Below are 14480 nucleotides of genomic sequence, written 5' to 3'. Positions count from 1 at the left end.
ACAAGCAGACCCGAAGAGATGAATGAGTGAGCCACCAGCTCTTACTCGACAAGTCCGATGCCACGCTTCGGACAGCTACGAACAAATAAATGAAGATCAGAACTTCTTCGTCAACCGACTACCCACTTCACCACCGGCCCCCGCGCCGAACAGCGAAGCTCCGCCTTGACTACAACACCGTCTTTAGAGATGCGATATTGCTATATTCGCATCATTCGTGTAAGTCTAGCACTCCTGGCAAGGCGAACGCGGGTTGAGACGCGACCAACACGTCAAACTTCTCAACACGGCCTCATGTGCGGAGCGCTGTACACTCCGAGGTACCAGCAACGCCGAGGCCGCCCATTTACGGGCGGCCTTTGTGTAAGGATCCTATTTGGCAAAGTAGCCCATTCGCGTTCGAGGTATTAGGTCGGCCTGACTGACACCGACCTTGATCGACCTCCATTTGCCGTCCCGTCTGTCGTTTGCCGGCTGGTATTCGAGCGTGTAAAGCGTTCGCAGGTCGGCAGCGACGAGGGCGTATATGCAGCCCATGTCTTCGAGGCGTTCGATCGTGTTCACTCGTCCGCCTGTCCTATCAGCGATTATCTGCAATCGGGCCCTAGCGGCCAGATAAAGGGCGGTCTGCCGAGGAGTAGGCTCGGCCAGCTTGGCGGGATCACCCGTGGGCAGGGCGAGCGGATAGATCGTCACTCCCTGCAGATCGGCTCGGTCAAGGACGCGCTGTAGTATTTCGCTCTTCTCAGGGCTTATCGCCATCGGCACTGCCTCATCGGAAAGCTTTTCAAGCAGTTCCCGATCCTTGTCTCTGACGGCTGTATCGACGCCATCGCTCAGGACGACGATGGCCTTTCGTCGGCTATTCTCACCGACGAGTTTTTCGAGGGCGAAGTCGATCGCCTTGTACATTTGGGTCTTACCACGCCCATCCGATACTTCAATCGAGTGGCCGATTACCTTTCTGTTCGTCGTAAAGTCGTTGCGCAGTTTTACCTTATCGTAAAACTCGATCACGGCAACCCTGTCTTGTGGCGAGAGGGCATCTATGAATCGAGATGCCGATTGCTTGATCACCTGCCGGAAGCCGAGCGTCGAGCCGCTCATATCGAGAATGAGAACGACGCTAAAAGGCGATTCTGTAGCCTCAAAGCGAGTTATCGGTTGTTCTATGCCGTCCTCGGCAATGCTAAAGTCAGCACGCGTCAGATTCATGATCGGACGTCCGCGTCTGTCGACAACGCCTACGTTAAGGCGGACGATCGAAGAATCGACGCGTATCGGGTCATCATCCTGCGCCGCGACGCCGATGCTCAAGATCAAAATTACCGTAAGCCGGGCCGCTAGCTGTCTGAGGGGCATACACCGTGATGGTAGCCTGTTTGACGCGGCGGGGTGAAGCATTGGTTGCATTTGGTGTCTCGCGACCGGCTATTGTATTAACTATTCTACGGAATTGGTCTATAATCGTTAGCAACCGGTTATCCTTTTGGGGTGCGCATGCTTTTTCGGCCGAGCTTTTGTGCAAATTGCGGTGAAAAGATCGAGCGAACGGATTGGACTATTTTGACAAGCCGCAGGTTCTGCCCCGTCTGCGAGATCGAGTTTAAGGGACATGAACTGCTGCCGCGAGCGATTGTGGCCGGTGGAATTCTCGTCGGTTTGATCGGCGTCGGAGCCTATTTGAAAAGCGGCACAACTGTTGCCACATTGCGGTCCGGGGCGAAGCCGCAATCGCTGGTTGAGCGTCCATCAAACTCTGCGCTGCGACCGTCAGGCCCTATGCCACGGGCAGAACCGACGCCGTCCGTAGTGCAGAATACAGCGCCGCAAGCCTCGTTGTCACCACCTATACCGGTTCGTCCGACGGTTGTGACGAGCGAACCGCAATACTATTGCGGTGCCGAGACAAAAAAAGGAACGGCTTGTCTGCGGCGAGTAAAGGGTAATGTTCGCTGTTACCAGCACGTTGGGATGCCGGCGATTGCCGGGGCCGATCGACTGACGGCAAAGAAATAATCAGGAGATAGATGACCTCTACATGAAACCACTTGCGCAAAACTCGATGATCCAAAACCGCTACCTGATCGTTCAGTTGATCGGGAAAGGCGGCATGGGCGAGGTCTATCTTGCTATCGACCAGCGGCTGGGAAGCGCGGTCGCCCTGAAGCGGACGTTTTTCAAAGGCGACGAGACTATGGGGACGGCCTTTGAACGTGAGGCTCGGATACTCGGACGTCTGCGCCATCCGGTATTGCCAAAAGTGATCGACCATTTCGCTGAAGGCGGCGATCAATTCCTCGTGATGGAGCATATCTCGGGCGACGACCTGGGCAAGCGGCTCGAGACGTCGAAAAAGCCATTTCCGCTAAATTGGGTCATGTTTTGGGCGGATCAGGCTCTGGACGCACTGAACTACCTGCATTCTCACGAGCCGCCGATCATTCACCGCGATATCAAACCTCAGAATCTCAAGCTTACGGACGAGAATCACATCGTGCTTCTCGATTTTGGTCTGTCTAAGGATTTTGACAGTGTCAATACCGGTGGTTCGTCAGGCGTCGGCAGCATAGTTGGTTACTCGCCGGGGTTCGCTCCGATGGAGCAGGTCCGCGGCACAGGGACCGATGGCCGAAGCGATATTTACTCGTTATCGGCGACGTTATACCAGCTGTTGAGTAATGTTGCCCCGCCGGATGCCCTTGCCCGGGCCGATGCAATGCTTGGTGGCGGTGCCGACCCGATCGAGGGTCTGAATCTGCTTAATCGCGACGTCGCACCCGCGATCTCCGACGTTATCGTCAAGGGCATGGCGATCAGGCAGGACGATAGGTACCAAACAGCCGCGGAGATGCAGAAGGCGCTTCGTAAGTCGTTTAATCAAGGGAAGCAGCCGACTCAGGCGGTGACGGAGGTCCTGCCAAGCCTGGATATTGATACTACCGAGGCCCCAACACGTATCGTAACGGCCGCCCCCGCGAATCCGACGCAGGTTAACGCGGCACCTGACAACGGCAGCACGACGATGGAATCGACGATCCAGATGGATCATGCTGAGGTGGCGGAGGTCCTGAGGCAGTCTGACGTGAAGGCTGATGCTGTAGCAGAAACGCCGCCCCCTCCGGACGCTGTAGCCAAGGATGTCGTTGCCGAGCCGCCGCCGGGTGCGAAACCGGTCGCGAGTGCTACCTCATCGGTTAGCCCGCCCATGACAGCCGGCAGAGCTGCGGCCGCACCCCATAAGGCGAGATCGTCGACCGCAGGGTTCCTGATCGGCGGCCTGGTCGGCCTGGTGCTCCTTGCTGTCGCAGCAGGCGGTGGATGGTACGCCTATGATCGATACTATAAGGCGAGCCAGACGGCGCCGGCGCCGACACCTGTTCCGGCCGCGTCGCCTGTTGTGAACGCCAACGTGCCTCCGACAAACACGGACAACGCTAATGGGGAGGTATCGAATTCCGGCATAAGTTCGGCCAACACAGATCAGGAGACGGAGGCGAACGTGCAGACCGGACCGTCAACACGTTCTACACCGAATTCGCCCTCGAGGACGACACAGCCACCGGCTCGCACATCACAGCCGGCGGCGCCCAAATCGACGCCGAAGGCTAAACCTCGCGATGACAGAACGATTATTTTGCAATAGACGCCCATGAGACCACGACACATTCCAATAATAGTTGCGACGATCGTCGCACTGGCAACGATCTGCTTGCCCGTTGCCGCACAGAACAAGCGCGAAAAAGAGCGTGCACGGCAATTGGCAATACAAGCCGACCGGGCCTATCGAGAAAAGAACTATCGGGAGGCGGCGGACAAGTATGCGGAGGTGATCGCGATCCTTCCGAACAATCCGAATGCTCACTACGCCAAAGGCTCTGCCCACGTTGACCTGAAGGAATACGATGACGCTCTGAACGAATTCACGCTCGCGATGAATAAGGGGTTCCGGCCGATCCTTGCGATCCATAAGATCAGAGCTTTCGTCTATAACGAGCAGAAGAATTTCGATGCGGCGGCAGCCGAACTTGAAAGGGCACTCGGCATCGCACCAAAGGATATTCAAATTCTAAAAGATCTCGGCGGCGTGCAGATCAATCGTCAAGCGTATCAGCAAGCCCTAGATATCCTGGGCCGGGCCGCAAAGATCGCACCCCAGGACGCGGATGTCTATTACAACATCGCTCGTGTTCATAACGCTCAGGGCGATTTTGGGAATCAGCGGACGGCGGCGGAGACGGCGCTTGCCAAAGGGACACGTTTCCCTGGCGAGGCGTATTACCTTCTTGGCGACGCTTGCCGCAAGCAGAATGATACGCCGTGCGCCATTGAGGCATTTCAGAAATCGGCCAATGCGAAACCCGACAATTTGCAGACGTACAGAACTCTGGCTGAGATCTTCCAGGACGAGAATCGTTTCCCCGACGCTATCAATATTCTGAAACAGGGGCTCGTTGCCTTTCCGGCCAACGGCCATTTGTACACGGACCTGAGCCGGTATTACAGCTTTGATGACCGCCCGAACGAAGCGATCCAGGCCGCAAAATCCGGCATTCAGATCTTGCCAAACCAATCGGCGGCCTACACTAATCTCTGTCGGGCGTATAACGAAACGAAGCAGTACGATCTGGCCGTCAAGGAGTGCAATACGGCGCTTCGGCTAAAGCCGGACGACGGCGAGACCAATTTGTATCTCGGCAATGCTAACGTTAATCAAGGACGAGCGGTCGAGGCGAACAAGCTGTATGCGCAAGCCGTCAAGGGCCTTGAGAAGCTGACCGCTATGAGCCCGAAGTTGTCAGAAAACTGGTATCTGCTTGGCAACGCATATTATGCGGACAGGCAGACTGACAAGGCGATCGAGGCCTATACGAGATGTCTGACGATCAGCCCGAAATTCCTAAGGGCGAGGTTCAATTTGGGTATTGCTCAAACTTTGAAGAAGAACCGCGCGGCTGCTATGGAGCAGTACGAGCGCATACTGACGGTTGATAAGGACCTGGCGACACGGCTCAAGGCCTACATCGACAGGATGTAAGTTCAGAGCCTTGTTCTTCCCGCCCGGCGCTGTGTGCTGACATTCACGCTTTGCAGCATGAAGACCACTCGGACGCTGTCCGGCCGGTTTTCGACGCTTGAAGGGACGAAAGGAGCATACGCAGAGTCCGTCTCAAGGGCCTTTCGGAGGTCGTCGACAAGCCGCTGATCATTAGCTGGTTCGACGACCTCCGAGATGCGGGCCAGTCCGTTCCCGAAGACGTCCGCCACGATCACGACCTCCTCATCCCGCATCTTTCCACGAACCAGCGACTTGGTCAGGGCGATCAATGCTCCCTGAGGATTGACGCTGGGCGATTCGGCGGCTACTGCCATTCTGCTGTATGCAAGGTCGCTCGCCGATATTTCATCGCTGCCGTTCACCCGATCCGGATCGAAGGGCCTCGCGAGCATTACAGTTGCCGTGCCTCCGGGCCGTCCGGCCGAGAGGCGATCGGTTTGCAGGACCCCGGAAAACATCATCGTCAGAAAGCCGAACGCGATCAGCACCGATGCCGCAACACCGACGCCATATGGCATGACCTGAAGTTCCAGCCAATGTCGCAGGCCGGGATGAAGGAAGCCAGTTCGGGTGCTGACCGCCTCGGCGACCATCATGCTTCGAATTTGCCGAGCGCGGGAATGTGGAAGTCGTGGCCGGCTTAGCCGACCCAGGCCCAATCGCATCTGACGAAACTGAAACAAGCGTTCACGACAGGTAGGGCACTGGTCCAGGTGCTCGTGCCTACCGGTTTTGAGGTTCGTGCCGGCTTGGGCATTCTCAAGCGAAAGATCAAATTCTACTTCCGAGCACTTCATATTACCTCGCTGATGCAAATGGCTCACTAACCCCGGCTGTTCCGGATGGAACAACGTTGGCCGAGGCCGTTCAGGCAAGCACAAACGGCGACTCCCTTATCGATGTTGCTGGTCGACTCAAATATCGCTATTCGCTCGTGCGGCTGCTCGGCATCGGTTTTTCGCTTGCTTGACCTATCGTTTGGCACCGATGTTTATTGACTCAAAACAAAACCGGGGCAAGTCAGCCATTTGCATCAAATTATCAACATCCACTCAGCCGTCGTCGCAATTGTTCACGGCCGCGCGAGATCCGAGACTTCACGGTTCCGATCCCGACACCGGTGACGGCGGCAGTTTCCTCGTAGCTCAAGCCCTCAACATCGCATAGCACCACCGCCTCACGAAAGGCCGGACTTAGTTCGCCGAGTGCGACGCTTAGCTCATACTCTCGTTCCTTGCTGAGCGTGACCTCTTCCGGCGTCGGGCCGCGGTCCGGGATCATCGTCGAAAGTGGGGTCTCAGAGTCGCCCAGGGCCGAGTCGAGCGATATCGTCAAGTCACGCCGCCTGCGCTTCCACCAGCGGAAGCGATTTCGCGATTCATTGATCGCGATCCTATAGAGCCAGGTCTTCAGTCGGGCATCACCTCGGAAATGCCGCATCGACCTAAGAGCCTTGAGGAAAGTATCCTGTGTCAGGTCAGCGGCTTCGTCGGGCGAATCGGTCAATCTATACAACAGGGCATATATGTCGTCTGAGTATAGGTCGACAAGGGTTCCGAACGCCTCGGTGTCGCCTGCTCGTAGTTTGTCAACAAAGCCTACATCCTCCGCCGTATTGGGGAACTCGGCACGGGACGGGACAGACATACAAGAAATCCCTTCGTCGTCAATAGCGATCGACTCGTTGAAGACCATCGTTCGTCCCGTTTGCGATCCCGTGGTCACGGGATCTGTCAAGTTGCCTCCCGTTTTCGACGGGCCAAAACATTAGACACCGCCGTGCGGAACTTGTTCCCAAGAAAATTGCAGTTTTCCATCGCGATCCGAACATGCGAACATCTGTCTGAGATTTGCCCGTTGTTATTTGCTCTAGACATGGTTTTAGGCTAAATTAACTCTTTTGCATAGTCGCCGCTATCCGGCACTAATATAACGCGCAAAGGTTGGTTTGATTGCACTTTTTTTGACGAATGGGGAAGAAGAAACGACGATTTGAGCAGCTCCAAGCCGCGGCTGCGACACCAAAAGAAAAAAAGACCTACGTGGACCCGCTCCAGCAGCAGGTCGTTCCTCGGCTTGAAGAGGTCGGGAAGAAGCTTGAAGGAAAAGGGCGGACAGTCCTCTACGGAATAGCGGCGATCGTGCTGGTCGTACTTGCCGTGGTCGTGTTCATGCGGATTACGCGAAACTCGTCGGCCGCCGCTCAAACGGCCCTTGGAAAGGCTATCGAGACGTCACAGGCCCAGATCTCTGAGACCGGGGCACCTGCGGGCTCGACCGCGAAAACCTTCAAGACCGAGCGTGAGCGCTCCGAGGCCGCCATCGCGGAATTTCAAGTTGTCGTGGACACCTACGGCGGAGCGGCGGCCGAGAAGGCAAAGTACTTTATCGCGGTTAGTCGCCTATACATTGATCGCCCGGCAGCCATCACCGAACTCGAAGCTCTTTCCGGGCAAGATTCTCCGGTCGGCCGACTCTCGAAGTTCGCACTTGCCGAAACTCGCATCGGAGACAGCCGGTTCGATGACGCCGTCAAGTTGCTCGAGGAACTGCTTGACGCTCCGGAATCGGTCATCGCGAAGGACACCGTAAATTTTGAGCTTGCTAAGGTCTACGAGAAGCAGGACAAGAAAGCGGAGGCGTTGGAACTTTACTTTACGATCGCAAAGACTGCCAGCGAAGCGAAGGATGCCGACGGCAAAGCCATTCGGATGTCACAGACAGCTATCGAGGCGAAAAAGAAGGTCGAAGAGATGGACCCCGAACGAGCAAAGCAGATCGTCGAGCCCGCACCGGAGGCTCCTTTCGCCGGAGGGATGCCTCCCGTCCAGATCCAATAGACTTAGCGGAATCTCGCCCTTATTCCAGCTCTTTTGTTTAGTGGACTAACCGACTGTGGGTAACATAGACCGCGCTGATATCTCAAGGCTTAAGCCCGACACGGATGTGGCGACGGGCGAAGATGCAACCGTGGCGATCCGAGTATCACCGCATGGATACCTCAAGGGCGTCATGTTAGGGACGTTCCTCACCGGCTTACTCTTTTATCTCCGTTTTGATCTCGCCGCCTATGCGGTCTTTTGCACGTCTTGGATATTTCTCCCATTCTTCGCCCTCAACGATAGGATAACTTTTGACGGCCGCCATCTAAAACGGACTGGGTTCTTGCCGCGGCTGTGGGGCTGGTTCAACGGTGGCCGCAAGCGACTGAAGGTAACCGACGTTGAGCAAGTCGAGACGCAAGCCATCAGAGCGGTTCGACGTGGAGGCAACGTTCATTATCGATATCGAACGGTTCTGCACGGTAAGGGCGTGAGTGTCGCATTTGCGTCAGGCGGCGAGGCCTTCAGGCAGATGATCATGGCGATCCTACCGACGCTGCACGATGACGCCCTCGACGTGCGGTCGTTGGATCTCCGCCGCTTTCTCAGCGACCCCAAAGAAGTCCTGATGAAGGCCGAATTTGCTCGGATCCCGTCGGCCGAGGTGCTGGAGGCGGCAGCGTTGCCGCTCCGTGGTCGGGGCGACGGCGTAAGAGCATCCGTGACCGACACGGATACTTGCTCAGAGGAACTCCATATCATGGCGAATGAACTTCGGCTTGCCGGTCATTTGCCGCGAGCCCTGGAATCATTTCGGCGTGCCCTTGTTGGACGGCGCGCAGGAGCCAGGCTCCTGTTTGACTTTGCCCGGTGTCTCAACTCCTACGCGGCCATGAGGCATGATAGCCGGTTAATGCGGCGTTCGATCGCAGCCCTCCGTCTGTCCGAACGACGTGGCGCTGATGACCCAAAACTGCTATCGGAGATCGGCGAATGCTACGTGCAATACGGTGAATGGCGGCGTGCGAGCGAGTTATTTCGACGTGTCCTCGACAGGTTTGGCGACAGCGTCCGTGCCGCTCGCGGGCTCGCCGAACTGGCTCTCAGGGACGGCAAGATCGCCCACGTGATCCATCATTTCGCCACAGCCAATCGAGTTGCTGAGACGCCGGCCCTTCGTCGTTGGACGGGCGGCGAAGCTGAATACTTCTCACGCCTCAACAGCGACGAGGAGTACATGGAGACCGAGATCAGCCGAGTCAATCTGCTTGATACGGTCGAGCGAGGGCGCCGCACGGCTCTTCGTATCGCATTTCTTGCATTTCCGGCTGTCTTCATCGGGGTCTTCTTTGAGGATGAGCTTATTGCGAACATTGGCTGGGCCGTGACGAGCGTTGCCCTGCTCATCTGGACGGGCCTGGTCATAACCTCGAGACTGTTGGCACGTCGGATCCCCTACGACCTGGTTGCAAGTGACGACTAGAGACCCTGTTGACATTCGGGCTACGAAACTCGGTCACACCGTCGTTTGATCACGTCCAACAGCCGATCCTGAAAGTCTGCCAGAATGATGTCGCCCCAGAATTTGCCGTAAAAGTTGATCTTCGATGTCAGCCGATACCCGGACGTCAGCCTAAGGCGGACCTGAGATCCGTTTAGCGGTTCAATCTCATAACCTGCCTCGACAAAGTTGAAATAGTTGCCCCTAAGCACGTGCTCGTCAAAGACCCGCTCCGCGATCGTGTTGGGATCGACGACGATGTCGAACGTGACCTTGCGATGCGGCTGCCAGTCGATGATGTGCTCGACAAATGTGAGGCCGCCCTCGAAATGTCCTTTCCGCAATGCACGCGGCTCCTCGGCCATCAGTTCTGCCTCGATCGGACGCGGGATGCCAAGGTAGTTAAATGTCCCCCTGCGATATTCGCTCTCGCTGATCTCAGGCACGCGGACGATATTTCGCCAGACCTCGTCGGCTCCGGCATTGATAACGACCTCGCTTGTAACCGAATACACCTCTGACGGGCTCTTGACAGCGTACTCGACCGGTGCGATCAATACCGGCAGCAGCATGAATGCTATGGCCGGGAGGACGTTCTTTTTGGAGCGCTGATGCAGAATGACCAGCCTAAAGATTAGCCCTCCGATCGTGCCGAGAACGAAGAACGGAGCACCAAGAATGATGAGGCAAATAAGGCTCTCAATCCTTAGAATCCACATCGTTACGAAGAGCGACAGGACGGTGATCCAGGGTAAAAAGATGATGTAGAGATACGAGCGGACCTGAGCCTCGTTCGCGAAAACTAGCGGGATGACACCGAGGACGGCCGGTATCAGGAATAGATACGTAAGCGAAGCCAATGCCATCTGCTGGCCCCATACGAGCCGGGTAATAAGCCCGTAGCCTATACCGATCACGACGCCGAACGCCAGGAGATAGTATTTAGTCGTGAACCGGGCCATAGCTTCCGCCGCGGGCCATTAACGCCCGGCCGCTTTCTCGGGTGGGTTGAGCATTGCCGACCATCGATACTCGGGAGCGTCCCATCCTGTTTCCAGCTTATTCAGGATAAAGTCCGTCATATGATCGACGATCCAGCGGTGGTTCTTTTCGCCGACGGATGCAAGCTCGGCGTCGGGGGCCGGATTCATAAAGTCGATCGCATACGGGATGCCGTCCTTGATCGCAAATTCCACCGTGTTCAGGTCGTAGCCCAGTGCGGTGCAGATCGTGATCACGTCCTGCTCGACACGCTTATGAAGCTCGGGTGACAGATAATCATCTACATCGACGTACTGCATGCCCGAGAGATATGGCTTCGACGGGTCGTAGGGCATTATGAGGACGCTCTGTTTGCCGACGCAGTAGCAGCGGACGAACTGGTCATACTCGATGCCTTCCTGCAGCGTCATGCAGAGCGTCGAGGATTCGTTGTATTCGGTGAAAAGCTCTTCGAGCGAATGTATCTTCGACACGTTTTTCCAGCCACCGCCGTCGTGGGGTTTCAGGAACGCGGGAAAGCCCACGTAATCCACAACCCCCTCCCAATCGATAGGGAATTCGAGGTTGCGAAGCGATTCGCTCGTGATGTCCTTGATGTAGCTGTGCTGCGGCAGCAGGACGGTCTTTGGTATCGCCACACCGATCTTGGCCGCGAGCGAGAAGTTAAAGAACTTGTCATCAGCCGACCACCAGAACGGGTTGTTGATGATATACGTCCCCTCAAGCGCCATTCGCTTGAGCATCGCCCGGTAATACGGCACCTCGTGGGAAATGCGGTCGATGATGACGTCGTAACGCTTTGGCTCATCAAGGCGAATGCCGCCGACAGTAACCATCTCTGCAGTGACATCGCCACCGCCGTTCTCGTTAATGCTGTTGATTATCGACTCCGGAAACGTGACCTCACGCCCGACTAATATTCCAACTGTTTTCATACCTTGATTATTGAGAAGGAAATCACCATCATGTCCAGTTCTCGACCGTAAGTCCGGGAATACGCGAAAAATGTCGAACGTTATTTGTCACCATTGTGCAGCGGAGACTGACAGCATGTGCCGCGATCAGTACATCAAAATCACCGATCGGCGTCCCTCGTTTTCTGAGGAGGCTGTTCAGACGGCCAAATTCTGCTGCCGCATTCGCGTCAAACGGCAGTACCTTGATCGGCTCGATGAATTGATCGATCGCCCTATGGATACGCGACGATTCCTTAAGTTCCGCACCCAACCGCAGTTCGGCCAAGGTGATCGAGCTTATCGCAAGATCGTGAGGCGGAGCGTGTCGGATCCGTTCGTGAACGCGGCCTTGCGATCTTAGGGCGTAGCTAACGCTATCGGTATCGAGGAGATATTTCATCGATACCTAGTCGAACGGATTCTTGTGAAGCGAGATGTCGACGTTGGCCGGCCTCGGTATATCCTCGTCCTCCCTTAAGGAACCAAGAGAAGACAAAAACTCGTCGCTCCATTCGTCGGGCGGGGAACTGGGCTCCAATATAACCTTGCGTCCCTCGCGGCGCACGATTACTTCGACTTGATCGTCATCAAACCGACAAGACTTAGGAAGTCTCACCGCCTGGCTTCCTCCATTTCTGAATATTCGAGCACGTTCTACCATCGGTCAAAAGTATATACTAATATATATACATTTGCAATCCTCACTTCGACCCCGGCAGAAGTTCGAGGTTGCCCATCTCGCGATTGTACATATCGAGCTGCCCGACCTCGTCTGCGGTGGCGTCGAGCATTTGCTTGGTCATCGCGATGGAATCCGAAAGTTGCTCAAAGTCGAGGAGAGAGAATTTCTCGGGCGTCGATATAGTGACTATCTCGTCGTTGAGGTAGCTGAAAAAGTTCTCGATTGACTGAAGCTGGCCCTCGACGAGCTTGACGCTGCGTTCGATCTCGTCGAACGAGGCGACACGCCGTTTGAGGATCTCGACGTTGGTCTGCTGTATGCGTCTCGTTTTGTCGTCGGTCGCGGCTTCCATCGCGCGATAGGCCTGTGACAATTGATTGTGAACGGCCGTGCGATTGATGGATTTTAAGTGCTGCTTGCGGCGGCGATAGACGTCGAGAAGCTCGACAAAATCTTCCCAACGCTGGTCGAGGGCCTGGAGATTACTCGGCAGCGATGACGCACCGGTAAACTTTCGATAGTTGTCCTGGATCTTGTCCTTGAGCCAACGGAGATATTCGACGGCTTCGCGTTCGCGGGGCGTAAAGCTCTTGATCAAGCCTTCACGATTGGCATTGTGGGCGGCCAGCAGTTTTTGCCTGTGACGATTCGCGACAAGTTGCCGATATGACGGCAGGTTCGGAACGACCATTATGTAAACCGCCTCGGCGATCAGCGCGATCAGCAGCGGTATCCAACTGCCGGTAAATGCTGCAGCCGCAAGGAAGCCGGCGAGGGCCCAGAAATTAAAGGGCTCCTTTATCGCTTCCTTCGCATAACTCTGGTTGAATTTCGCGAGGTCTGTGCGGTATTTCGCAAGGTCGGCCATGGAATAAGAAGCTAAACGCTTAGCGCGGCAGAAATTCGTGAACTCACTATTCGCGATAACGGAAGCTGCACGAAGAAATCCAAGGGATAAAGTGAGACTTCGGCGTTGTCGTCCGTAACCCACGCATCGTCACCCGAAATAGCGATCTTGTAAAGTTTGGACAAAGTCAGGTGCCCCGGATCGTCCTTGATGCACACCGCGAACACTTTCTTTAACGGCTTCGGCAAACCTTCAACGGCCCAAGTGGTAGTTCTCCACCCGTTATCGTCTATTGAACGTTCTACTATTTTCGCTTTAGCCATAAGGCAACATCCTGTCTTAGATCTTCAAGTTCCTTGCTGTCGAGGTCAGACTTTTCGCCCTTAGAGAAAATGTCGAGCAGTAAAACACGGCCTACCGATAACCGAAGAAAGTAGATGATCCGCATTCCGCCTCGTTTTCCCCGTCCCGATGACCCCCATCGCATTTTCCTCATCCCGCCGGAGTTCGGTACCACAACACCGCCCTCGGGGTATTCAGAGATTTTCAACTGAAGTTTCGCGATCTCATCATCATCGATCAACTTGGATGCATTCTTTACGAATCGCGGGGTCTCAGTAAATTGCAAGTAGTCCATCGCCTAAGACGATTGATGCGCGTCCTTTACCTCGACGTTCTCAATAATTTCTGCCTCCTGTACTGGCGCTCCGGCCTCGATCTGTTTGCTCTCAGGCGGCGTTCCCGCACCGAGCATGCCCATTTGCTGTTTGTATTCGAGCAGCTTGTCCTGCATCTGAATGTCCATCGCCTCGCGTTCGATGTCGGCCATCTGGTTATCGACCGAGGCGGCCCCAAGCTGGAGTTTCGCTTCGGCGGCGGCAACGCGGCGGTCGATCTTTTCGCGCATCTCGTTGAATGTCGAAGCGTCGTCGCCGATGTTGAAAGCCTCCATCGTCTGGGCGAGCTGTTCCTGCAGCTTGGCCTGCTTGGCCGCTGAGATGAGCTGCATCGCCTCGGCGGTGCGCTTCTTCATGTTGAGCACGTAATTGTCGCGTGCTTTTAAGGCCTGCTGCGAGGCCATCTGGGCCTGTTCGGCTTGCGTCCCCGTTCTTTCCAGGTCCGCCTGCGCCTGCTGCAGCTGGCCGATGTAGGCCGTGGCGATGTCGTCGCGGCCCATCTTGACCGACGCCTTGATCTTGCTGTCAAGCTCGACGACCTGCGTCGAAAGGTTTTCTTTCTGCTTTAACAGCAGCCGCTCGGTCGCCATCACCTGTGCGACGGAGTTGTTCAATTCCGGCACGCGATCGCGCATGTCGCGTATCGTTTGCTGCAGCACCAGTTCGGGGTTCTCGATCCGATCGAGCGCGGCCCCCGACGTGGCAAAAAATACTCGTTTGATCCTCGCCCAAAGTCCCATTTTTATACGTGCTCCTAAACTATTATCTTAAACCGCCCACAGGCCAAATTCCTTACGACCGGCCATGTGCGGAAGTTGCAAATTCTGGGAATCAGTATAACAGGAAACGGCCGATCTGAAACCCGCGAACTTGCTCATTAGGGTGTTCCGGTGCGTTCCGCGTGTTCCGTTCGCGTTCCACCCCTGAGCGGAAC

General features: G+C 55.7%; 15 protein-coding genes. 5 read left to right on the top strand and 10 right to left on the bottom strand.

Features of this window, described 5'->3' with window-relative positions; translation table 11 throughout:
- Window positions 1–372: 372 nt before the first annotated feature.
- Window positions 373–1362 carry a VWA domain-containing protein gene (locus IPM59_11820; GenBank protein ID MBK9216264.1) on the bottom strand — a complete coding sequence of 330 codons (990 nt, stop codon included), beginning with the start codon at window positions 1360–1362 and terminating at the stop codon, window positions 373–375.
- A 132-nt stretch (window positions 1363–1494) separates the two neighbouring features.
- Here IPM59_11820 and IPM59_11815 point away from each other — a divergent pair, with 132 nt between their 5' ends.
- Genes IPM59_11815 through IPM59_11805 form a run of 3 tightly spaced genes read left to right on the top strand, consistent with a single transcriptional unit; the run spans window position 1495 to window position 5038 of the window.
- A complete protein-coding gene (locus IPM59_11815) occupies window positions 1495–2019 on the top strand; it encodes a hypothetical protein (protein MBK9216263.1) in 525 nt (174 codons plus the stop codon).
- A gap of 22 nt (window positions 2020–2041) precedes the next feature.
- A complete protein-coding gene (locus IPM59_11810; protein MBK9216262.1) occupies window positions 2042–3646 on the top strand; it encodes a protein kinase in 1605 nt (534 codons plus the stop codon).
- Window positions 3647–3652: 6 nt separating this feature from the next.
- Window positions 3653–5038, top strand: a complete 1386-nt coding sequence (locus IPM59_11805) for a tetratricopeptide repeat protein (GenBank protein MBK9216261.1) — start codon at window positions 3653–3655, stop codon at window positions 5036–5038.
- Window positions 5039–5040: 2 nt separating this feature from the next.
- Here the strand turns inward: IPM59_11805 and IPM59_11800 are convergent, their stop codons facing one another.
- Both IPM59_11800 and IPM59_11795 read right to left on the bottom strand, forming a co-directional pair.
- On the bottom strand, window positions 5041–5655 hold the full coding sequence (locus IPM59_11800; GenBank protein ID MBK9216260.1) for a hypothetical protein: 615 nt from the start codon (window positions 5653–5655) through the stop codon (window positions 5041–5043).
- A gap of 445 nt (window positions 5656–6100) precedes the next feature.
- On the bottom strand, window positions 6101–6706 hold the full coding sequence (locus IPM59_11795; GenBank protein MBK9216259.1) for a sigma-70 family RNA polymerase sigma factor: 606 nt from the start codon (window positions 6704–6706) through the stop codon (window positions 6101–6103).
- Between the two features lie 323 nt (window positions 6707–7029).
- Between IPM59_11795 and IPM59_11790 the strand changes: the two genes are divergently transcribed.
- Both IPM59_11790 and IPM59_11785 read left to right on the top strand, forming a co-directional pair.
- Complete coding sequence (locus IPM59_11790; GenBank protein ID MBK9216258.1) at window positions 7030–7899, top strand: hypothetical protein; 870 nt, start codon at window positions 7030–7032, stop codon at window positions 7897–7899.
- A gap of 55 nt (window positions 7900–7954) precedes the next feature.
- Window positions 7955–9364, top strand: coding sequence for a hypothetical protein (locus tag IPM59_11785; protein MBK9216257.1), 1410 nt, complete (start codon window positions 7955–7957; stop codon window positions 9362–9364).
- A gap of 20 nt (window positions 9365–9384) precedes the next feature.
- On the opposite strand, the gene IPM59_11780 is transcribed toward IPM59_11785, so the two are convergent.
- From IPM59_11780 to IPM59_11750, 7 genes are all read right to left on the bottom strand, one after another.
- The gene (locus IPM59_11780) at window positions 9385–10344 is read right to left on the bottom strand and encodes a hypothetical protein (GenBank protein ID MBK9216256.1); all 960 of its coding nucleotides are present in this window, start codon (window positions 10342–10344) and stop codon (window positions 9385–9387) included.
- An 18-nt stretch (window positions 10345–10362) separates the two neighbouring features.
- On the bottom strand, window positions 10363–11319 hold the full coding sequence (locus IPM59_11775; protein MBK9216255.1) for a hypothetical protein: 957 nt from the start codon (window positions 11317–11319) through the stop codon (window positions 10363–10365).
- 28 nt (window positions 11320–11347) lie between these two features.
- Entirely contained in the window at window positions 11348–11740 is a 393-nt protein-coding gene (locus tag IPM59_11770; GenBank protein ID MBK9216254.1) for a type II toxin-antitoxin system VapC family toxin, read from the bottom strand.
- Between the two features lie 6 nt (window positions 11741–11746).
- A complete protein-coding gene (locus tag IPM59_11765; protein MBK9216253.1) occupies window positions 11747–12001 on the bottom strand; it encodes an AbrB/MazE/SpoVT family DNA-binding domain-containing protein in 255 nt (84 codons plus the stop codon).
- Between the two features lie 40 nt (window positions 12002–12041).
- Entirely contained in the window at window positions 12042–12890 is an 849-nt protein-coding gene (locus IPM59_11760) for a hypothetical protein (GenBank protein ID MBK9216252.1), read from the bottom strand.
- 283 nt (window positions 12891–13173) lie between these two features.
- Entirely contained in the window at window positions 13174–13506 is a 333-nt protein-coding gene (locus IPM59_11755) for a type II toxin-antitoxin system RelE/ParE family toxin (GenBank protein ID MBK9216251.1), read from the bottom strand.
- A 3-nt stretch (window positions 13507–13509) separates the two neighbouring features.
- Window positions 13510–14286, bottom strand: a complete 777-nt coding sequence (locus tag IPM59_11750) for a PspA/IM30 family protein (GenBank protein MBK9216250.1) — start codon at window positions 14284–14286, stop codon at window positions 13510–13512.
- Window positions 14287–14480: the final 194 nt, after the last annotated feature.

This window comes from Chloracidobacterium sp., from assembly GCA_016715795.1.
Lineage (GTDB): Bacteria > Acidobacteriota > Blastocatellia > Pyrinomonadales > Pyrinomonadaceae > OLB17.
The sequence above is the reverse complement of the archived record's forward strand: the minus strand, read 5'-3'. Positions and strand labels throughout refer to the sequence as shown.